This is a genomic window from Ensifer sp. VA4 (assembly GCF_055710065.1).
In genome coordinates this window covers 12698-34739 of the sequence record NZ_JBVQPO010000009.1, presented here as the reverse complement: position 1 = coordinate 34739, position 22042 = coordinate 12698, and the positions used below count along the sequence as shown (strand labels likewise).

Annotated in this window: 17 protein-coding genes; 12 read left to right on the top strand and 5 right to left on the bottom strand. The window is 60.1% G+C overall.

The genetic code is table 11. The features are described 5' to 3' along the window. The first annotated feature begins 31 nt into the window (after nt 1-31). Nucleotides 32-835: an efflux RND transporter periplasmic adaptor subunit gene (locus AC0C6X_RS16855; protein WP_472954151.1), complete on the top strand. Its 804-nt coding sequence runs from the start codon at nt 32-34 to the stop codon at nt 833-835. A 140-nt stretch (nt 836-975) separates the two neighbouring features. Further along, nucleotides 976-1968: an IS481 family transposase gene (locus AC0C6X_RS16850; protein ID WP_472954149.1), complete on the top strand. Its 993-nt coding sequence runs from the start codon at nt 976-978 to the stop codon at nt 1966-1968. A 193-nt stretch (nt 1969-2161) separates the two neighbouring features. Here AC0C6X_RS16850 and AC0C6X_RS16845 read toward each other — a convergent pair whose 3' ends face one another. Beyond that, entirely contained in the window at nt 2162-2626 is a 465-nt protein-coding gene (locus tag AC0C6X_RS16845; protein WP_472954147.1) for a PepSY-like domain-containing protein, read from the bottom strand. Between the two features lie 822 nt (nt 2627-3448). Here AC0C6X_RS16845 and AC0C6X_RS16840 point away from each other — a divergent pair. The 4 genes from AC0C6X_RS16840 to AC0C6X_RS16825 are packed head-to-tail and all read left to right on the top strand — an operon-like array spanning nt 3449 to nt 11222. Further along, the gene (locus AC0C6X_RS16840) at nt 3449-6586 is read left to right on the top strand and encodes an efflux RND transporter permease subunit (protein ID WP_472954144.1); all 3138 of its coding nucleotides are present in this window, start codon (nt 3449-3451) and stop codon (nt 6584-6586) included. Next, nucleotides 6573-7382, top strand: coding sequence for an efflux RND transporter periplasmic adaptor subunit (locus AC0C6X_RS16835; RefSeq protein WP_173518307.1), 810 nt, complete (start codon nt 6573-6575; stop codon nt 7380-7382). Before AC0C6X_RS16840 ends, AC0C6X_RS16835 begins: the two co-directional genes overlap by 14 nt. A 15-nt stretch (nt 7383-7397) precedes the next feature. After that, complete coding sequence (locus tag AC0C6X_RS16830; protein ID WP_472954141.1) at nt 7398-10544, top strand: efflux RND transporter permease subunit; 3147 nt, start codon at nt 7398-7400, stop codon at nt 10542-10544. A gap of 42 nt (nt 10545-10586) precedes the next feature. Then, nucleotides 10587-11222: a methyltransferase family protein gene (locus AC0C6X_RS16825; RefSeq protein WP_173518309.1), complete on the top strand. Its 636-nt coding sequence runs from the start codon at nt 10587-10589 to the stop codon at nt 11220-11222. A gap of 308 nt (nt 11223-11530) precedes the next feature. Here the strand turns inward: AC0C6X_RS16825 and AC0C6X_RS16820 are convergent, their stop codons facing one another. Then, nucleotides 11531-12856 (bottom strand): MFS transporter, encoded by a 1326-nt coding sequence (locus AC0C6X_RS16820; protein ID WP_173518310.1) that lies wholly within the window; start codon nt 12854-12856, stop codon nt 11531-11533. Between the two features lie 308 nt (nt 12857-13164). Here AC0C6X_RS16820 and cyoA point away from each other — a divergent pair, with 308 nt between their 5' ends. The 5 genes from cyoA (at nt 13165) to AC0C6X_RS16795 (ending at nt 18165) form a co-directional block, all read left to right on the top strand. Further along, the gene (gene cyoA, locus AC0C6X_RS16815; protein WP_432704721.1) at nt 13165-14283 is read left to right on the top strand and encodes a ubiquinol oxidase subunit II; all 1119 of its coding nucleotides are present in this window, start codon (nt 13165-13167) and stop codon (nt 14281-14283) included. 76 nt (nt 14284-14359) lie between these two features. Further along, the gene (gene cyoB / locus AC0C6X_RS16810; protein ID WP_173518312.1) at nt 14360-16363 is read left to right on the top strand and encodes a cytochrome o ubiquinol oxidase subunit I; all 2004 of its coding nucleotides are present in this window, start codon (nt 14360-14362) and stop codon (nt 16361-16363) included. Nucleotides 16364-16368: 5 nt separating this feature from the next. Beyond that, entirely contained in the window at nt 16369-16989 is a 621-nt protein-coding gene (gene cyoC / locus AC0C6X_RS16805; protein ID WP_472954137.1) for a cytochrome o ubiquinol oxidase subunit III, read from the top strand. After that, the gene (gene cyoD / locus AC0C6X_RS16800; protein ID WP_173518314.1) at nt 16986-17387 is read left to right on the top strand and encodes a cytochrome o ubiquinol oxidase subunit IV; all 402 of its coding nucleotides are present in this window, start codon (nt 16986-16988) and stop codon (nt 17385-17387) included. Before cyoC ends, cyoD begins: the two co-directional genes overlap by 4 nt. A 28-nt stretch (nt 17388-17415) precedes the next feature. Beyond that, nucleotides 17416-18165, top strand: a complete 750-nt coding sequence (locus AC0C6X_RS16795; protein ID WP_173518315.1) for an SURF1 family protein — start codon at nt 17416-17418, stop codon at nt 18163-18165. A 405-nt stretch (nt 18166-18570) separates the two neighbouring features. Here AC0C6X_RS16795 and AC0C6X_RS16790 read toward each other — a convergent pair whose 3' ends face one another. The 3 genes from AC0C6X_RS16790 to AC0C6X_RS16780 form a co-directional block, all read right to left on the bottom strand. After that, nucleotides 18571-19053, bottom strand: a complete 483-nt coding sequence (locus tag AC0C6X_RS16790; protein ID WP_472954442.1) for a GlcG/HbpS family heme-binding protein — start codon at nt 19051-19053, stop codon at nt 18571-18573. An 87-nt stretch (nt 19054-19140) separates the two neighbouring features. Continuing rightward, nucleotides 19141-19749, bottom strand: coding sequence for a response regulator transcription factor (locus AC0C6X_RS16785; RefSeq protein ID WP_472954134.1), 609 nt, complete (start codon nt 19747-19749; stop codon nt 19141-19143). Beyond that, entirely contained in the window at nt 19746-21287 is a 1542-nt protein-coding gene (locus AC0C6X_RS16780) for a sensor histidine kinase (protein ID WP_472954132.1), read from the bottom strand. Before AC0C6X_RS16780 ends, AC0C6X_RS16785 begins: the two co-directional genes overlap by 4 nt. A gap of 446 nt (nt 21288-21733) precedes the next feature. On the opposite strand from AC0C6X_RS16780, the gene AC0C6X_RS16775 reads away from it, so the two are divergent. Then, nucleotides 21734-21943, top strand: coding sequence for a CsbD family protein (locus AC0C6X_RS16775; RefSeq protein ID WP_173518318.1), 210 nt, complete (start codon nt 21734-21736; stop codon nt 21941-21943). Nucleotides 21944-22042 lie beyond the last annotated feature (99 nt).

Here is a 22042-nt window from a genome sequence, read left to right as displayed (position 1 = left end):
CCCATCGGAAAGGCCCAATGGGATGCGACAGATGCTGGCCGTTCTTTTTCCCTTATACGCCCTGCTGCCGGCTGCGGCGCAAGCCTACGACTGCGTCATTGACCCTTCTGTCGTCGTACGCATCGGGAGTCCGGTTCCTGGCCTTTTGAAAGAGGTGCTGATCGCGCGCGGCGACCATGTGAGAGAAAACCAGATCATCGCCAGGCTTCATTCCGATACGGAGCAAGCGACCGTCGAGCTGATGTCCGAGCAGGCTGCGAGTACCTCCGAGATCGAAGCGCAAAATGCGCGCCTCGACCTTGCGCGCAACCGCATGAAACGAGCGGAGGCGCTGCTGGCGCGTAACGTCACCTCGACCGACAAGCTCGAGGAGGCCGTCGCCGAGATGGAGGTTATCCAGAAGGAGCTTGCGACCGCCGAAACCCGCAAGCGCAGCGCTGAATTGGAACTGCAAAGGGCGCAGACGGTGCTCGAGCAAAGGACGATCCGCAGTCCGATCAGCGGTGTCGTGCTCGAGCGTTCACTCTTCAATGGAGAATACCTGGACCAGGACGGCAAGCTGGCGACGATCGCCAGGCTTGATCCGCTCTTTGTCGAAGCCTTCATCCCGGTTAGCGAGTTCGGCAAGCTACAGGTGGGAATGGAGGCCCAGGTAGTTCCGAATGCGCCGATCCAGGGCCGCTTCACGGGTAAGATCAAGGTGATTGATCAGGTCTTCGACGCAGCGAGCGGCACATTCGGCTTGCGGATAGAGCTTCCCAATCCCGACAGCTACATACCGGCCGGGCATCGCTGCACCGTGACCTTTGACGACCGAGCCGACGGTCTCGAATAGGCGGCATCCGGACGCCCGGCATGCAAGTTCATAGAATCAGGATGTTACATTGGCGCGCGGTTGGCATGCCGTGTGCACCCTAGATGTTTGATCCCAGACTTTGATGGGGCATCCTTGTCTTCCGAATCAAAGGATGCGCTATGGGCCAGGTTCTACATGGGAGCGCCACGACGACAGAGGCGGTGCGTCGAGCGATACAGCATAGTCAAGAGAGCCTGAGAACGCTTTCCAAGCGCTACGGCATCAATCAGAAGACGGTCGCCAAGTGGCGCAAACGAACCTCAGTCGCGGACCTTCCGACCGGCCCGAAGGAGCCGAGATCGACGGTCCTCTCCGTCGAGGAGGAAGCGGTTATCGTTGCCTTCCGGCGCTACACGCTGTTGCCGCTGGATGACTGCCTCTATGCCTTGCAGCCGACGATCCCGCACCTGACGCGCTCCTCGCTGCACCGCTGCCTGCAGCGCCATGGCATCGGTCGTCTGCCGGATGTCGATGGCGACAAGCCGGCAAAGAAGAAGTTCAAGAGCTATCCGATCGGCTATTTCCACATCGACATTGCCGAGGTGCGCACCGAACAGGGCAAGCTGCACATGTTCGTTGCCATCGATCGCACCTCGAAGTTCGCCTTTGTCGAACTGCACGAGAAGGCCACCACCGCCGTCTCACGCGAGTTCCTGCTGCGTTTGCTCGCAGCCGTCCCTTACAAGATCCGCACCGTGCTTACCGACAACGGCATCCAGTTCACCACACCTGGTGCCGGAGGGTCCGCCGTGCCGCTGATTAGAGAAGCCATCGCCAATGGCGAACGCTTCTGGGCCCATGCATTCGAATACACCTGTGCCACGAACGATATCGAGCACCGCACGACCAAAGCAAAGCATCCCTGGACCAACGGCCAGGTTGAGAGGATGAACCGAACCATCAAGGAGGCCACCGTCAGGCGCTTCCACTACGAAAGCCACAAGCAACTGCGCCAGCATCTTGCCGACTTTGTCGCTGCCTACAACTTCGGCCGCAGACTCAAGACCCTGAAGGGCCTCACCCCTTACGAGTTCATCTGCAAGGCTTGGGCTTCAAAACCCGAATGCTTCACGCTCGATCCGCTCCATCAAATGCCGGGACTAAACATCTAGCACGATGTCTTGGCTCGTGCCCTGCTGGATGACCTTGCCATCGCGGAGAGCCGCGATTTGGTTGCCCAGCCGCAGCGCTTTTCTTGCGGCGCGGCTATTCGGCGCCGGTGCCGATCCACCCCGGTTACGGGCACCTGTCAGAGAGCGCCTGCGTCAGCCTCACTGTCGAGGTGGCGGGGCCCGCTCTCGCCCATCATTCCTTCACTTCGCTTCCGTCGGGGTCGAATATGGCTTCCAGGTTCTTTCCCTGATAGGCTATCTGAAGCTCGTATCTTTCTTTACCGTCGCGCATCAGCTTCTCAGCAAGCTTGATCTTTCCGCCGGCGAATTTGGTGCTGACGGCCGTGCGCACCGCCTCCGGCACTGCTTCCATCGGCAGTGATTCCTCAACGACGATGACCCCGCCATCGCGATCGTACACCACGTCACGCGCTGTCTTACCTTCGATGCTTTCGATTTCATACATCAACTCTCCGTTCTTGACCTCCTTGGCGCAGGCCTTGACCGTCGCGTTGGGATAGGCCTTGTCGAAGGCGTCTCGCACGGCCGACGGCACCTTCTTGCAGGCGATCTCCTGTTCTTCGGCAGACGCGTCGGTCACTCCTGACAAGAAAAAGGCAAGCGCGCCGAGCGCTAGATAGTGGCGAGCAGGTTTCATTGAAGCCCCCTTGGATAACATCCGATCGAATTTTGCGCTGACGCCACAGTAAACACCTAACGTGGTCGTGCATCAAGAACATTCGTAAGCAACTCTTTGGAATTACATATATAATCAATGAGATATCCCTAGCTATTTTTGGTTATTTGAAAAAACCATAATGTAATATATTCTTCACAAAGAGGGAAATTGTCATCTTTTGCGGCGTTTGCTTGTAGAAGTAGGCAGGATTATAGTTTTGTCTTTGTACTGAAGTACATATGTGAAAATACAAATAGCATTGATGATCGCTGTAGTTTGAACAATCAGAGGTGACGCTCTAACACAGAAATACGCTGCGGATGTTGAAGTGGCGCCGTCACGCTAAGCTGGCAACTTCGGCAGCATATCAAAATACAGTCAGATCCAGCCTCCTTACGTATTGTTCGCAGGACCTCAAGGAGGTTCACAAGAAGGCAAAACGCTGCTTCAACGTGCCGATTATTCTGCGCCAGTAATGCGCGTATGCCCTGCCGTTTGGCGGACTATCCTGGCAAACCCGGACTATCCCGGCAAACCATGGATGCCGAAGCCTCATTTGAGCTCGGCGAAGGGGCGCGCCGTCAAGCGTCAGTAAAGTCGGCCGCACCCCTCTCCTCGTCGTGGAACCGACCACAGCGCCTGACGTCCTGTGAGACGTGCGATGGGGGCTGTGACACTTTGAATAGCTGCATGTGTTTTATCCTTAGATTTCAGGCATGCAGCAGGCGCCTCAAGATCGGACGATCGCGAGAAACAGAGTTCACCAGGGTCAGGTGAGAGACTTTGAGCCGGAGGGATACCATGTTGAGCAAGATTATCAGCTTGAGCCTGCAGTTTAGGTATCTGGTTCTTCTTTGCGCTGCGATATTGCTATTCTTGGGGATGTCGCAACTCCGATCCAAATCTGTCGATCTCCTTCCCGAGTTCGGGCCGCTGGAAGTGGAGGTCCAAACCGAAGCGCTCGGTCTGGCGGCCGCCGAAGTCGAAGCACTCATCACAAACCCCCTGGAAGAAATACTGACCGGCGTTCCATGGCTGGAGGCAATGCGCTCCAATTCGATTACCGGCCTTTCCTCGGTCGTTCTTGTGTTCAGGCCAGGAACCGACATGATGAATGCACGCCAGATGGTGCAGGAGCGGCTTTTGCAAACGAGCGCTCTTCCGAAAGTCTCGAAGCCTCCCACCATGCTGCAGCCGGTGTCGTCGCTGAACCGAACCATGCAGATCGGTCTGTCTTCGGATAGCCAATCTCTCATCCAGCTCTCAATCCTGGCGCGTTGGAAGATCAAGCCTCGGCTGATGAGTGTGCCAGGTGTCGCGAACGTGTCCATATGGGGGCAGCGCGAGCGCCAGCTGCAGGTTCAGGTGGATCCGGAAAAGCTTAGAGATAAGCACGTTCAGTTGAATGATGTCATAAAGGCGGCCGGTGACGCTCTGTGGGTTTCGCCGCTGACCTTCCTGCGTGCCTCGACACCTGGAAATGGCGGCTTCATCGATACGCCCAGCCAGCGCTACGACATTCGGCATATTCTTCCCATTTCCTCCCCCGAGCAACTTGCCCACATATCGTTTCCCGCCGCGGATGGCTCCACACTGCTCCTGAGCGATGTGTCGAGCGTGGTCGAGGGGCATCAGCCGATGATTGGGGACGGCATTGTCAAAGATGCACCGGGCCTTTTGTTGATGGTCGAGAAGTTACCCGGAGCCAACACCCAGCGGGTGACAGAAGGTGTGGAAAAGGCACTTGAGGCCTTGAAGCCGGGCTTGCCCGGAGTGGACATCGCCTCCAGCATCTTCCGGCCCGCCACCTTTATCCAAACCTCGCTCGACAATCTCGCCGGCGCTGCCATCGCGGGCGGCATACTGGCACTTCTGGCCTTGATCGTGCTGCTAAGGAATTGGCGGGCGGCGCTCATAGCAGTCGTGGCGATCCCGCTGTCGCTGCTGGCCGCATGGACAAGTTTCGTCCTGTCCGGTGTAACGATCAACATGATGATCCTGGCGGGGCTCGTTGCGGCTCTCGTCGCTGTCATTGATGATGCGGTCGTCGACGCCGACAATATCAGTCGCAGGATTCCCGAGGAGCGCGGCGCCGAACCGGCCTCGACCAAGGTCCTCGCGACGGCAATCGAGGTGCGCCGGCCACTCCTGCACGCTACGGTGATTGCGGCCCTGGCTATTCTCCCGTTCCTCTTCCAAGGAACGGCGGGTGCTTTGCTTCAGCCGCTCTTCCTGGCAATCGTGGTCGCGTTGCTGGCATCGATGATCGTCGCAAAGACCGTCACCCCGGCACTACGCCTTCTTATGTCGACGGGTGCGCAGGGAGCCCGCGAACCACCGTTCGAGGGAATCCGCAGACGCTATGAAGGCCTTCTGTCGAGGGTTGTCGCGTCGCCACGAATTGCGGCAGCCGCCATTGGGTTGCTTGTGCTTCTGGGACTGCTCGCGGTTCCCTTCCTTCGTCCCTCTCTCTTTCCTGCATTCAAGGATCGGGACCTGTTGATCAGCTGGACGATGCCGCAAGGAACGTCCTATCCGAGCATGAGCCAGATGCTGAGCGAGGCCTCCAAGGAGGTGAGGGCTGTCGCCGGTATTCGTGAAGTCGGTGCGATCATGGGGCGCGCCATTCAGTCGGACACCGTTGCAGGGATCAACTCCGGCGAACTGTGGGTGAGCATCAATCCGGATGCTGACTATGACCAGACAGTGAGCTCCGTCCTGCAGGCCCTCGAAAAATATCCAGGGGTCCGTAGCGAGCCGATGTCATTCGCGACCCGAAGGGTTCGGGAATTGACGGGTGATCGGGGCGAAGCTGTGGTCGTCCAGATCTACGGCCCCGCATGGGATAGCCTGCAGCAAGTGGCAGAGAAGGTTCAGCAGGCACTTTCTGATGTGCCCGGCATTGTCGATCCTCGCATTCGCACGCGTGAACAGGAGCCGAGCGTGGAAATCGAAGCCAATCTGGCTGCGGCAGAGCGCTATGGGCTGAAGCCAGGAGACGTACGCCGCGCGGCAGCGACGCTCATTGGTGGTATCGAGGTCGGCAGCCTCTATGAGGGGCAAAAGATCTTCGAGGTGGTGGTCTGGGGTGCGCCGGAGATGCGGCGTGACCCGAACCAGATCAGTGAAATATTGGTCGATACAGCAAGTGGACAAAAGATCCGCCTGGGCGACGTCGCCGACGTTCGTCTCACGTCGAACCCCGCGGTCATCAGCCGGGACGGAGCCTCGCGGCATGTGGATGTCATTGCGGACATGGGGGACCGCAATGTCGCAGCGGTGCTGGCGGACGTCGAGAAGAAGCTGCAGGGCATTTCCTTCCCGCTCGAGTACCATGCCGAGGTGATTGGAGAAGACGGTGGGTCGCTGATTGTCCCGGCCTGGTTCGTGAGCTTCGCCGTTGCCGCCGTCATTGGCGTGTTCTTCCTTCTACAGGCTTCTCTCAGAAGCTGGCGCCTTGCCGCGCTGGTGTACCTGCTTCTCCCGGTTTCATTGACGGGCAGCATCCTTGCAGCGTTCATCGGCGGAGGCGTCGTCACAATTGGATCGCTGGCGGGACTGTTGGCGGTGCTGATGATCACGATGCGCGGCGCAATCGTTCTGGTGCACCATTTCCAGCGCGTCGAGCAGAAGGAGCACCAGTCCCTTCGGCCGGATGTCATCCAGCAGGTGGCAGGATCACATTGCACGCACATAGCGACCACCGCCATCGTCACAACGCTCGCACTTCTTCCCCTTCTCATATGGGGCACGGCGGAGGGCCTGGAAATCGTGCACCCCATGGCCGTGGTCATCGTCGGAGGTCTCGTGACATCGACGTTCCTGGTCCTGTTCGCTCTGCCTGCCTTTTACGCGGCGCTGCTCTTCAGGCCCGCGCCTGAAGACGTGATCGAACCGGAGTTCCGGACTGAAGGGAGTATTAGACATGCCGCGGAGTAGTCACTGGATCGGCCTTGCGCTCATCGTGACGGGTCTCTCATTTCTGGGCGGGCAATTGGAAGCTGCTTCCGTCGGCAAGGATGAGCCTGCCCATGTCGAGCCGCTGCCAGGATCGAAGTTCAATCGTGTCATCTTGAAAGCGAGCGCTGTCGAGCGACTGGGAATAGAGACTGCTGCAGTTCGCGAGATGATGGCCGTTCGCAAACGGCAGGTCGCCGCGATTGTGGTGGATGCCAGCGAGTTGCAGCGTATCGGTCTTGCGGCGGGAGCGTCCCAGTTGGCAGCCGGCATCTCGCACGTTGCCGGGACCTCGCCCTCCGCCAATGCCGGAAGGGCCTGGCTACGCGTTTTGCCGATCGGCGACGCGCCCAAAGTGGCACAGGACCAACCTGCACTCGTCATTCCTCTGGTCAAGGACGCTGGGTCTCGAACGTTGCAGGCACGAATGGTGTTCCCAACAAACCCCGTTGATGGCGGTGACGGAGCCGGGTCGCTTTACTATGTCGTGGAAGATGCGGGCTCGGCCTTGCCGCCAGCGGCGCGCGTTCTCATCGAATTGCCGTATGCAGCGATGGCAAGGCAAGCCATCCCGTTCAGCGCTGTCTTCTATGACGAGCACGGCCAGGCGTGGGTTTATATGACGTCGGAGCCGCTGACATTCGTGCGGCATCCCATCCAAGTGGATTACGTCAGCAAGGATCTCGCCCTCCTGTCCGAGGGGCCCGCAGTCGGTACTGAGATCGTAACGATCGGAGCGCCCATACTGTACGGCGTCGAGTTTGGGGTCGGCCATTAGTCGGGAGGCCTAGCGATGATGCGCTGGATCATTGAAGGAAGTCTCAGGATACGTTTTTTCCTGGTTTTTGCCGCTGCAATGTTGATCTTCTTCGGGGTGGGCCAGCTTCGGGAGATGCGGACAGACGTGTTTCCTGAATTCGCGCCGCCTCTCGTAGAGATCCAGACCGAGGCACTCGGCCTTTCAACCGAAGAGGTCGAATCCCTGGTCACATTGCAATTGGAATTGTCCTTTGCCGGCACTCCCGGGTTGGAGACCATGCGCTCGAAGTCGGTCCCCGGGTTGTCATCCGTGGTTCTCATCTTCAAGCGCGGGACCGATCTGATTTCAGCGCGGCAACTGGTGCAGGAGAGGCTCGCAGTCGCAAAACCGTTGCTCCCAAACGTAGCGCGCCCGCCACTTATCATTCAGCCACTGTCCGCAACAAGCCGGGTCATGAAGATCGGTCTCTCGTCGAGCGAAATGTCCCTCATCAAACTTTCGGAAATATACCGCTGGACGATCCGTCCGAGGCTCATGACCGTGCCAGGTGTTGCGAATGTGGCCGCCTGGGGGGTTCGGAAACGCCAGTTGCAAGTCCAGGTGAATCCGGAGCGGCTGAGAGCTCTTGGCATCACGCTCGACCAGGTACTGGAGACGACCGGAGACGCGCTCGATGTCGGCTTGCTGCCGCACAGGCGGCAATCGAAAACACAGACCGGGGGGCTGATCGATACGGGCGACCAGCGGCTGAACGTGCGACACGTCCTCCCGGTGACATCCCCGGAAAATCTGTCTCGCGTGGCGTTTCCTACTGCGACCGACGCGTCCTTGCGCCTTGGCGACATAGCCGACGTCGTGCAGGGCCATCCACCGATGATCGGCGACGGCATCGTCAACGATGGACCAGGCCTTCTGCTGATCGTCGAAAAGTTTCCTTGGGCCAACACCCTGGAGGTCACCGAGGGAGTGGATAAGGCATTGGAGCTTCTCAAACCCGGCCTGCCAGGGATAGCAGTCGATCCCACCATATTCCGCCCGGCAACCTTCATAGAGATGTCCCTCGACAATCTCTCGAACGCTCTGATTGTCGGCAGCATTCTCGTCGTTTTTGTCCTCATCGCCTTTCTCTATCAATGGCGAGCCGCGCTGATCAGTCTCGTTGCAATTCCGCTGTCCCTGGTGGCCGCGGGTCTCGTTTTGGATGCCATGGGGGCAACGATCAACACGATGATCCTGGCGGGTTTTGCGATTGCTCTGGGGGCGGTAGTCGACGACGCCATCATCGATGTCGAAAATATCGTAAGACGTTTGCGCGAAAACCGCCGTCTCGCTCATCCGAAGCCGGTCGCGACCGTTGTCCTCGAAGCATCGTTGGAGATCCGGCGGGCCATCGTCTATGCGACCCTGATCATCATTCTCGCCGTCCTGCCGGTCTTCTTTCTGGATGGCCTGTCAGGGGCTTTCTTCAAGCCGTTGGCTCTGGCCTATACGCTGGCCCTTTTTGCCTCGATGCTCGTGGCGCTGACCGTCACGCCTGCTCTGAGCCTGATACTGTATGCGCGGGCGCCCCTGGACGCGAACGCCCCGACTTTCCTGCGCGCGCTCCAAGGGGGCTACCGCAGGATCCTGTCTCGGATCATAGGCGCGCCGCGGACGGTCTTCGCACTCACCGGGATCGTTACGGCCACCGGTTTGGCGGTTCTGCCGTTGCTCGGCAACTCGCTGCTCCCTGATTTCAAAGAGCGCGATTTCCTAATGCATTGGGTGACGAAGCCCGGTACGTCCTATCCGGAGATGAACCGGATCACCATCAAGGCCAGTGCCGAGCTGCGCAACATTCCCGGTGTCCGCAATTTCGGCGCGCATGTCGGGCGCGCCGTGGCATCGGACGAAGTCGTCGGCATCAACTTCACGGAAAACTGGGTGAGCGTCGCGCCGGAAGCCGACTACGACAAGACACTCGCAGCTATTCAGGAGGTCGTCGACGGTTACCCCGGTCTGTACCGTGACGTACAGACATATCTTAAAGAGAGAGTCCGCGAGGTCTTGACCGGCGCAAGCGAGGCGCTCGTCGTCCGCATCTATGGCCCCGAGCTGAATGTGCTGCGCGCGAAGGCCGAGGATGTCAAGAAAGCTCTCGGGGATGTCGCCGGCCTGGTCGCGTTGCACACCGAGTTGCAGGAGGACATCCCGCATATCACGATACAGCTCGATCTCGCCGCCGCGAGATCACACGGAATCAAGCCGGGAGATGTCCGCCGGGCTGCCGCCACCATTCTGGCTGGCATCGAGGTGAGCGATATCTATCGCGGACCGAACCTGTACGATGTGATGGTGTGGGGAGCGCCCGAAACCCGGCACGATATCGGCAGCATCGGCGATCTCTTGATCGACACACCGGCTGGCGGCCACGTGCGGCTCGCCGATATCGCAGAGGTGAAAGTCGCCCCGACGCCGAACGTCATCAAGCGCGAAAAGGTCTCACGCCGCATCGACGTCGCTGCCAATGTGAAGGGCCGTGACCTTGGCTCTGTTGTCTCAGACGTGAAGGAGCGACTTGCGCGGCTGGAATTCCCTCCAGAGTATCATCCGGAACTCGTTGGCGAATACGCGGAGCGGGAAGCAGCCGAAAAGAACATCGTGCTCTTCTCGATTGGTGCAGCGATAGGGATCTTCTTCCTTCTGCAGGCCTCATTCGCAAGCTGGCGGCTTGCGCTGCTGGCATACCTTCTCCTGCCGGCTGCCTTGGTTGGTGGTCTGTTGGCTGCATACGCCGGCGACGGCGTCATTTCGCTTGGATCGCTGGTCGGCTTTCTGACGGTGCTCGGCATCGCTGCACGCAATGGTGTTCTGCTCGTGGATCATTATCAGCATCTCGAACAGTTCGAAGGCGAGAGTTTCGGACCGGGTCTCGTCCTGCGCGGAGCCTGTGAGCGGCTTTCACCGATCCTGATGACTGTCCTGACCACAGGGCTGGCGATCGTTCCACTGGTTTACCTTGGGCAGGTACCGGGAAACGAGATTGAACATCCAATGGCGGTGGTCATCATCGGCGGACTCGTCACCTCGACCCTGCTCAACCTGTTTGTCCTGCCGTCCTTGTATCTGCGCTATGGCTCACGAATCGAGAGAACTTCGGCTGAACCAAATCCGGTAGCAGGGGAGGCAGTCGGTGCGTGAAGCGGAGCTTGAGCGGAGATTTGCTCTGCCGGAGTTTGAGCGATGATGGACCCCACCGCTTCCTTCTGGATGCAGCCACCGGTTGACCAAAGGCCGCGCCTGCGAATTCTTCGCTTGGGCATCGTTCTGGGGGTCACCGGCCTGCTGTTGGCTCGACCCGCATGGAGCGAAGCGTCAGCCATTCACGAGTTGATCGAGCACATTGGCCTTGCGCTCGTGGTACTGTGCATTGTTGGACGGCTTTGGAGCATTCTCTATATCGGTGGCCGCAAGAACGTCGAACTGGTGGTAAGTGGCCCCTACTCGATCACCAGGAATCCGCTTTATCTCTTCTCTACAATCGGCGCCGTCGGAATCGGCTGTATGTTCGGATCCATCGCCGCCGCCTCCCTGTTCGGCGCGATCGCCTACATCGTATTGCTGAGGACCGCGCGACAGGAGGAGCGCTTCTTGCAGGGCCGGTTTGGGCAGGCCTATCAGGCTTATGCAAACCGAACTCCGCTGTTCTGGCCCAATCCGAACTTGTACTTGGAGGCCTGCGAGACGACTTTTTCGCCGAAAATCGTCCGCCGGAATCTCAGAGAAGCCTGCCTGCTTTTGCTCTTCTTGCCGCTGATTGAAGTATCAGAATACTTGCAGGACGAAGGTTTCACGCCGACGTTCCTTTGGGTCTATTGATAGTCATCGACATGGTGGTGGTCATACTCTGGCTGAGTTGAACACAGCCGCCCGCGTTGGTGTGGTGCTGTCCCGGCACGTAACGAAAGCGCCGTCATCGACGCGGAAACGCTGGATGGACTGACCAAGCGTTTCAGTTGCGGGCCGACGGAAGCTTCGGGTCCGGCCTCGGCCTTGCGATCGTGTATTGGCTGGTGGACCAGATGCACGGATGATTGCGCATCATCGCGTCGACCCCGGGGATGGACCGGGGCTTTCCACGTCAGGTTCGCCTCTGACGATGCCAGGCAGAACGGCTGCCGCCGCCACTACTGCTGGTCGAGTGCCCGGGACAGGCTGAGCGCCGCGATCGTGCAGATTGCACCCGAAATCAGATATCCGCCGATGAAAATGATGCCGAAGCTGCTGGCGAGGCCGAGCGCCACGAGCGGCGCAAAGGCGGCACCAACAAGCCAGGCGAGATCCGACGTCAGTGCGGCGCCGGTGTAGCGATAGTACTGCGTGAAGCGCGAAGATACGGCACCGGAGGACTGGCCGAAGGAGAGCCCGAGGATGGCAAAGCCAATCAGGATATAGGCGTCCTGGCCCTTGCCGCCGGCATCGAGCAGGAAGGGCGCGGAGAAGCTGAAGATTGCGATCAGGATCGCGCCGATCATCAGCTGATTGCGGCGGCCGACCCGGTCGGCGATCACGCCCGACAGCACGATGCCGATGGCCCCGACGGCGGCACCCGCCACTTGCACCCAAAGAAATTCCGCAGCCGACTGGCCACCATTGAGCGTTACCCAACTCAAGGGGAAGATGGTGACGAGATGGAACATCGCGAAGCTCGCAAGCGGCACGAAGGCGCCGAGAACGACGTCGATGCTGTGTTTGCTCAGCATTTCGAAGATCGGCCGTGCCTCGAGTTCCTTGGCCTCCATGGCTGCGCCGAATTCCTTGCTGGCAACGATGCGCAGGCGCGCAAAGAGCGCTACGACGTTGATCGCGAAGGCGACGAAGAACGGATAACGCCAGCCCCAGGCGAGGAAGTCCGCCTCTGAGAGGTTGCTGACGAAATAGCCGAAGAGAATGCTCGCCAGCGCAAAGCCGATCGGCGCGCCGAGCTGCGGGATCATCGCGTACCAGCCGCGATGGTTTTGCGGCGCGTTGAGGTTCAACAGCGAGGCGAGGCCATCCCAGGCGCCGCCGAGCGCGAATCCCTGTCCCAATCGAAACAGCGCCAACAGCGCCACGGCCCAGTAGCCGATCGTGTCGTAGCCGGGCAGAAATGCGATCGACGCCGTCGAGCCGCCGAGAATGACAAGGGCCACGGTCAGCTTCGTGCCGCGTCCGTAGTTCCGGTCGATCCACATGAAGACGAAGGAGCCGACGGGGCGGGCAAGGAAGGCGAGGGGGAACAGCGCGAAGGACATCAGCGTCGCGGTTACTGCGTTCGGCGCGAACGGGAAGATCAACTTCGGGAAGACAAGGATCGAACCGAGGCCGTAAACGAAGAAATCGAAGAATTCCGAGGTTCGCCCGATCACGACGCCGATGGCGATACTGCCCGGAGACAGAGGTTTGTCGTCCTCATGAATGCGACGTGCATCGCGTTCGAGACCGGACGATGTGGGGTGAGCGACCGAAACCATGAACTTCTCCGACGAACTTGCGTCTTGTCGTTAGAGTGTTGACCAATTGGCGTCTGATATCAAGAATGCCGTGCACGTACCTGCGCACCTGCCTCATTCGAATTCGTGCCCAGCGTTCGCCGGCCGGCATCGAACCGACAGTAGCCATTGCGCCAGTACAAAAGCCATTGCGCCAGTACAAACGCGCATAGAGCGATAATGCCGTCACTGCACTGCGGCAAAATGCTGCGCTGCGACGATGGACCTCACTTCCATGCGCGATCGTGCCCGAGTAATGCCGACTAGACAAAACGCAAGTTGAGGCCGCAATGCCGAAGCCATTCAGTTTAGCCGGACGATCGATGATATCAGTCCTGTTGCTCTCTGTTCTCACGGGATGCAACATGGTTGTCATGTCGCCATCCGGCGATATCGCCGCACAGCAGAGGGATCTGATCGTTATCTCGACGGTCCTGATGCTGCTTATCATCGTTCCCGTCATTTTCCTGACGCTCTTCTTCGCCTGGCGCTACCGCCAGTCGAATACGGCTGCCAAATATGATCCGGAGTGGCATCATTCCACGGGCCTCGAAGTCATCATCTGGTCGGCGCCGCTGGCGATCATCATCGCGCTCGGCGCGATCACCTGGGTGAGCACCCACAAGCTCGATCCTTATCGGCCGCTCGACCGGATCGATGCGGCTCGACCGGTGAGCGAAGAAACGAAGCCGATCACGGTCGAGGTCGTGGCCCTCGATTGGAAATGGCTGTTCTTCTATCCGGACTATGGCATCGCCACCGTCAACGAGATGGCCGCGCCGGTCGATGTGCCGGTCAACTTCAAGATCACCGCTTCCTCGGTGATGAACTCCTTCTACGTTCCGGCACTCGCCGGCATGATCTATGCCATGCCCGGCATGGAGACCAAGCTGCACGCCGTCATCAACAAGGCAGGCGAATACGAAGGACTTTCATCCAACTACAGCGGCGACGGCTTCTCGCATATGCGCTTCAAGTTCCACGGTGTGGACCAGGCGGGCTTCGACCAGTGGGTTGCTCAGGTGAAGCAGAACGGCACGATTCTCAACCGCGATGCCTACCTGAAGCTCGAAAAACCGAGCGTCAGGGAACCAGTGCGCTACTTCGCCTCCGTCGAAGACGGCCTCTATGACGCCGTGCTCAATATGTGCGTTCGAGCCGGGCAGATGTGTATGAGCGAGATGATGCACATCGATATGATGGGTGGGGCCGGCGTCGAAAGCCACGAGAACCGCGCCAAGCTCGAGCATGACAACCGCCATGCGGGCGGTGTGACTGAAACGGCAGCGCCCGGAGCCACCTTCCCTGAGACCGGCAATCCGGCGCGAAGCGAAGAGCCGGCCGCCGGCGTCAAGGAAGAACCCCAGACGCCGCAACCGATGAACCACGACATTCACAAGACAAACTAGGACTTTCGCGCCCTCGCCAGCCTTCCGGCGGGCGCCCAGGCCTTCGGGCCGCATACAGAGATAAATTGGACGACCCATGTTCGGTGACACCAGCCTCACGCAATTCATCTTCGGGCGGCTTACCTGGGAAGCAATTCCCTATCATGAGCCAATCCTCGTCGTGACCTTCGCGGTCGTGGCGGTGGTCGGTCTCGCGATCCTCGCCCTGATCACGAAGTACAAGCTCTGGGGCTATCTCTGGCACGAGTGGTTCACGAGCGTCGATCACAAGAAGATCGGCATCATGTACATCATCCTGGCGATCATCATGTTGCTGCGCGGCTTTGCTGATGCCCTCATGATGCGCCTGCAGCAGGCGATCGCCTTCAATGGCAGCGAGGGCTACCTCAACCCGCATCACTACGACCAGATCTTCACCGCCCATGGCGTGATCATGATCTTCTTCGTGGCCATGCCTTTCGTCACCGGTTTCATGAACTATGTCGTACCGCTGCAGATCGGTGCACGCGACGTCTCCTTCCCCTTCCTCAACAACTTCTCGTTCTGGATGACCGTCGGCGGCGCCGTCATCATCATGATGTCGCTGTTCGTTGGTGAGTTCGCGCGCACCGGCTGGCTCGCCTATCCGCCGCTTTCGGGCGCGGATTACAGTCCTGGCGTCGGCGTCGACTATTACATCTGGGGTCTACAGGTGGCAGGCGTGGGCACCACGCTATCGGGCATCAACCTGATCGCCACCATCGTCAAGATGCGCGCGCCGGGCATGACTTTCATGAAGATGCCGGTGTTCACCTGGACGTCGCTCTGCACGAACATCCTGATCGTCGCGACCTTCCCGATCCTGACCGCCACGCTGGCGCTCCTGTCGCTCGACCGCTACGTCGGCATGAACTTCTTCACCAATGACCTTGGTGGCAATCCGATGATGTACATCAACCTCATCTGGATCTGGGGCCACCCCGAGGTCTACATCCTCATCCTGCCGGCCTTCGGCATCTTCTCCGAGGTTGTCGCAACCTTCTGCGGCAAACGCCTGTTCGGCTACACCTCCATGGTCTACGCTACCTGCGTCATCATGATCCTGTCCTACATCGTGTGGCTGCACCACTTCTTCACGATGGGGTCTGGCGCCTCGGTCAACGCCTTCTTCGGCATTACCACGATGATCATCTCGATCCCGACGGGCGCGAAGATGTTCAACTGGCTCTTCACCATGTATCGCGGCCGCATCCGCTACGAATTGCCGATGCTGTGGACCATCGGCTTCATGGTGACCTTTGTCATCGGCGGCATGACCGGCGTCATGCTGGCGATCCCACCGGCCGACTTCGTGCTGCACAACTCGCTGTTCCTCATCGCCCATTTCCACAACGTCATCATCGGCGGCGTTCTTTTCGGGTTGATGGCCGGGCTCGTCTACTGGTGGCCGAAGGCCTTCGGCTACAAGCTCGATCCGTTCTGGGGCAAGATGAGCTTCTGGTTCTGGCAGATTGGCTTCTTCTTCGCCTTCATGCCGCTCTATGTGCTCGGCCTGATGGGCGTCACCCGCCGTGTCAGCCAGTTCGAAGACCCGTCGCTGCAGACCTGGTTCATCATCGCCGCCTTCGGCGCGGTGTTGATCGCGATCGGCATCGCGTCCTTCATCATGCAACTGATCGTCAGCTTCCTTCGTCGCGAGGAGTTGCGCGAGACATCCGGCGACGCCTGGGATGGGCGCACGCTCGAATGGTCGACGTCATCGCCACCGCCGGACTACAACTTCGCCTTCACGCCGATCGTGCACGATCATGACGGCTGGTACGACATGAAGAACCGCGGCTACGAGCGTCCGCTCGAAGGCTTCAAGCCGATCCACATGCCGAAGAACACCGGCACGGGCATCATCCTCGCCGGCATCAGCGTCGTGCTTGCCTTTGCGCTGATCTGGTACATCTGGTGGCTGGCGGCCGTGTCCTTCATCGCCCTCCTGACGGTCGCGATCGGCCATACCTTCAACTATCAGCGAGATTTCTTCATCCCCGCAGAGACTGTTGCGGCGACTGAAGATGCGCGCTCCAAGCTGCTCGCGGAACGGACCTGAGACCGATGAACGAGACCCAAGTTCAAGAGAACGAAAAGCCGCAGTTCTATCTGACGGAAGAGCATCATCCGGAACACAGCACTATGCTGGGCTTCTGGCTCTACCTGATGAGCGACTGCCTCATCTTCGCCGTTCTGTTTGCCACGCATGGCGTCGTCGGCCGCAACTACGCGGCCGGGCCGTCACCAGCCGACCTGTTCGACCTCAGCCTCGTCGCCTTCAACACGGCGATGCTGCTTCTGTCGTCGATCACCTATGGCTTTGCCATGCTCCAGATGGAGCGCAACGCCAAGATGGAGACGCTGTTCTGGCTCGGCGTTACCGGCGTGTTCGGCGCGACCTTCCTCGCGGTCGAACTCTACGAGTTCTATCACCTCATTCATGAGGGCGCCGGTCCGTCACGCTCGGCCTTCCTGTCGTCTTTCTTCACGCTGGTCGGCACCCACGGCCTGCACGTCACCTTCGGCACCATCTGGCTGATCACGCTGATGGTGCAGGTCAGCAAACATGGGCTGATCCCGGATAATCGGCGCCGCCTGATGTGCCTATCGATGTTCTGGCACTTCCTCGACGTCGTCTGGATCGGCGTCTTCTCCTTCGTCTATTTGCTCGGAGTTCTCGGATGAGCGCACATTCCGACCACGAAAGCGCGTTCGAACCTCACCACGCGCACAGTCATCACGGCGATGCTGCCGGCCACGGTTCGTTCAAGAGCTATATGACGGGCTTCATCCTGTCAGTGATCCTGACGGCAATTCCATTCTGGCTGGTCATGGGCGGCGTGCTCGACAACAAGCTTCTGACGGCCGTCATCGTCATGGGCATTGGCGTCGTCCAGATCGTCGTGCACGTCATCTACTTCCTGCACATGAACGCCCGCTCCGAAGGTGGCTGGACACTGATGGCGCTGATCTTCACGATCGTCATCGTCGGCATCGCGCTTGCAGGATCGCTTTGGGTCATGCATCACCTCAACACCAACATGATGCCGATGACCCACGAGATGATGAAGAACATGCCCTGAGCGCCGGGCAGGCCATGCGGACACGACGATGATCGCCGATCATGAGGTGAAGGGAAGGGACCGCGCAACCTCGCACGCCCGTCTGAGGCTGACGGGCGCCCTGTTGCTTCTCACTGTCGTGTTCGCTCTGCTTGGCAGCTGGCAGGTCCAACGGCTTTTCTGGAAGCTCGATCTCATCGCTCGGGTAGAGGCGCGCGTCCATGCACAGCCGATGCCGGCACCTGCCAGAGCGGAGTGGAACGAGATAAGCCGCGAGAAGGACGAGTACCGCCGCGTCACCGCGACGGGCGCTTTCAGCCACGAAAAATCGGTGCTTGTCCAGGCGGTAACGGAGCGCGGCGCCGGCTTCTGGGTGTTGACGCCCATGCTGCGCGAGGATGGTTCGGCGGTCCTCGTCAATCGCGGCTTCGTTCCCTCCGATCGCCGCGATGTCGGCGACCGTGCCGGGGGCGAGCTTGCCGGAAATGTGACGGTCACGGGCCTGTTGCGCATTAGCGAACCGGGTGGCGCCTTCCTGCGATCCAATGATCCGGCGCGCGATCGCTGGTTTTCCCGCGATGTCGCCGCGATCGCCGCGGCAAAGGGCTTGCAAGATATGGCACCCTATTTCATCGACGCAGACGCCACGCCTAATCCCGGCGGGCTGCCGATCGGCGGCCTTACGATCGTTCGTTTTCGCAACAGCCATATGGTCTATGCGTTGACGTGGTTCGCACTCGCGACGATGAGTGCCGCAGGTGCGTATCTCGTCTATCGCAAGCGGATCAAGGCGGGCTGAGAGTGCTGGTAAGTTCGGTTGAGGCAGGAAATCGATGATGCCGCTTATCGACGACATCGCCGACAGCATTCCCGTTCAACGAAACAGGGCGCTCGACCCGTGTTCCGAGGAGCGCCCTGCTCGAACCCGGAGTGCCGTCATTGAATGCCAATAGCATCGCTGATGACAAGCTCTCGAAACGGGTGATGGCCCTTAGATGGAGCGGGCGGCTGCAATTTCAAGGGGTCAGCGCGGAGCCGGGTTTGGGCATTCATGCGTCCGCTGACTGACGGGTCGGAGCGCGGACGTTCGCTGTCGGGTTTGTCCGACTATCCCTGAATCACAAACCCCCAGCTCTCGCCAGGGGGTGTGAGCGGCCCTCCTGGGAGGGCTACCTCTGATGCTCTGCAGATGACTTGGCGCAGATTATTTGGCGCTGATTGCCCGGAGACCGGCCGTTGCGCAGTTCGCGTCGATATCGCCCGACGGCGCGCCGCCGACGCCGATGCCGCCCACCAGGGCCTTGCCGAACTTGATCGGCACGCCGCCGGCCTGGATCACCATGCGTGCGTCCATGTCGCGAAGACCTTCGTTCGCCGGCTTGGAGGCGATGAACTCGCCGAGGCCAGCCGTCTCGCGGCCCATGGCAGCGGAGGTAAAGGCCTTGCCCTGCGCGCTGTTACCGGTATGCGGACCGGAATTGTCGGCCTTCAGCAGCACCTTGGTTGCGCCATCGCGGCCAACCACGGCAACGCTGACATTGTGGCCTTCCGCGGCGCAGGCCTTCACTGCGGCTTCGGCAGCCTTGACGGCCATGTCGAGCGGCAGGTAGGCCGCGGTCGGCAGGTCCTGCGCCGTGGCGGCGACGGGAGCGAGAAGCGCGGCGGCGAGCACGATATTGCGGATCATCATGGGTTCCTTTCCTGTTGATGTGGAAAGATTATCCCCCCTCGGCCATCGCGGATATTCGTAGGCCTTGCGCGTCTATCCGTAGTTCTACGGAGTTTTCGTCCCATCGAGCCAGATGCGGGTCATCTCCGCCTGCGACGTGCTGCCGAGCTTTGCACCGATTGCCGCCCGGTGGCTTTCGACCGTGCGCGGCGAAAGACCAAGACCTTCAGCGATCTGGCGGGTGGTGAATCCCGCAGCGATACGGTCGAGAACTTCACGCTCACGCTGGGTGAGCGCCGCCAGCAAAGCAAGCGTCTCCGCCTTCTCCGCATGCGCGCGCATCGTGCGCTCCAGCAGTTCGTGGCCCTTGTGGATCGCGTCGATCAAGTCCTGCTCGTCCACCGGCTTCGAGAGAAAGTCGATCGCGCCATTGCGAAAGGCGCGTCGGCAGGCTTCGATATCGCCGTGCCCGGAAATAACGATCGTCGGCCAGTCTATCCCATGGTCCGCCAACTTTTCCTGCAGCTTCAGGCCGGAGATGGCGGGCATGCGGATATCGAGCACCAGGCAGCCGGGGTCGAGGCGAGAAACCTGCGCCAGAAAGGCTTGCGGATCGGAAAAGCCCGTGACCTTGATGTCGACGGTCGACAGCAACAGGCTGAGCGCACGACGCACCGCGTCGTCGTCGTCAACGAGATAGACGGGGAGGATCATCGCATCGGCTCCTCGGTTCGGCGGCCGCGGGGCAGAGTTACCCGGAAGATGGCGCCGTGCTCGCTCTCAACCAGGACGATCTCGCCGCCGGCCCGTTCCACCAGCCGCCGGCTCAGCGCCAGGCCGAGCCCGGTGCCACCGGCTCGGCTCGTCACGAACGGCGTGAACAGCTGCGGCCGAAGTGTTCCCGGGACGCCGGGGCCGTTGTCGGCAACCTCGAAGACCACCGAGGTATCATTCTCGCTCAGGGTAACGATTACACGCCCTGCGTCGCACGCCTGTGCGGCCAATGCCTCAAGTGCGTTACGGACGAGATTGAATGCGACCTGTTCGATTTCGACGGGGTCGGTAACGACCGAAACCGGCGTTCCCGGAACCTGAAAATCGAGTTGAATTCCGCGGGATCTCGCATCCGGCTGAAGCAGCGCTTCAACATTTGCTAGCGCGTTGCGGAGATCAAAAGCGGCAACCGGCGCAGCATGGGGTTGCGACCAGTTGCGGAACCTTTCCAGTATGGCGGATGCCCTGCGCGCCTGGCTCACCGTATCCTCAAGCACCGGAGCAAGTGCGGCATCCTGCCCTTGACTGAGCAGCCGGCGCCCAGCCTGCGCCTGCGCCAGGATCGCGGTCAGCGGCTGGGTCAATTCATGCGCCATGCCGCTCGCCATTTCTCCGAGCGCGTTGACACGTGAAGCGTGTGCCAGGCGTGATTCCAGGGCGCTGAGCGTTGCCAGCTGTTCGGCGACGCGCGTACGGGCGCGCTGGCGCAATGCCGCCAAACCCGCAAGATAGGCGAGGCTGACCCCAAGAAGTGTCAGGCCGGTCGGCACGGGCGGGAACATGTCCGCAAGCCCTATTTCCATGCCCGTTTCCAACAGCAACGGCTGCGATGCACTGCTCAGTGCCTTGGAGAACCGGATTGCCTCCGGCAGGGCAGTCGGCTGGAGCAGGCGGTGTCCGTCCGGCAGCGACAGGCGCACCGCGACACCCGGGCGAGACCAAAACGGCCCGCCGTCGCCGATCAATTTTGCGGCATCTATCCCGAGCATCAAACCATTGCGCGCCTCGTCGGTGTTCGGGCTACGCTTGATCATGATGTAGTGGTAAGGGCGTTGCGGATGGGGCAGGAGAGCGATGTGCCCGTCCGATGCTCTTGCTGCCGCACGGATAAGCTCTGCTGCTCCGACGTCGAGTGGAGCTGTTCCGACCGTCTCCGCGTTGGGATCCAGCGGAACGAGCTGAACCTCGTCGATCCTTGGATAGAAGCGCGCAATCGTGCGGGAGACCTCCAGAAACAGGTCGTGCCTGCGGCCCTCGGAGGCGACAGCCACGGCCGACAGCGCCGTCAGGTGCGCATCGTGCTGATCGACACGCTGTGAGGCCAGGCTGTGGAGGAGCGTGCTCTCTTCCTCAAGCTCGGCCACCAGCACCTGCCGCTCCCAGCCCGCAAGCATGCCTCCGCCGACAAGCAGAAGGAGGCACCAAAGGACGATCAGAGAAAGGGGGCGTTCGAAGATCGAACGATTGCCGTGCATCATCGGTTCAGCAGTCTTGTCGTTATGCCTTCAGCAAAGAGCGATGGTGGTCGCAGGCGAGCTGCGATCGGTACGCGCCTGGATCATCTCGCCGCTGACATGCACTCTGTCAATCCGTCGAACCGCAAGCGCCGTCACGAGCCGCCAGGCGCAAAACTGCTGGTAAGTCATCGCAGTAGGGTACGGGGGCAATTCGGACCCCAGAGCGCGGGAATGATTGGCGGGCCGCGCTCTGGGATCACTAGCGTCAAAGGTGCGGTTAACGCTCAACTAGTAATGGCGGCGACGTTCAGATTCGACAATGCCGTTAGGACCTTTGCCGGAGCACACCGGACTTAAGTCGGAGTTTTCCTGTCACCAAGGCTCTGGGAACCAATTGCGACCGGGGCGATTGGACACTGACCTAAATCGAACATGGTCAGAGAGCCGAGAGAGTTTTGGAGGATATGATGGATTGGGATCGCGTCGAAGGTAACTGGAAACAGGTGAAGGGCAAAGTCAAGGAACAATGGGGCCGTCTCACGGATGACGACCTGGATGAAATCGCCGGGGTGCGCGATCAACTCGAAGGCAAAATCCAGGAGCGCTATGGGATCGAGAAGGATCGCGTGCGCCGGGAAATTGATGATTGGTATTCGCGACAGACGTGGACCTGGTAGTCTCGAGACCACGCGTAAACTGTCTCAGCGATTAGGGGCGCAGGTCGCCGGCGGCCAACTCGCATGACGATGCAGCCGGCCCCGCCAGCGTCCACGTCC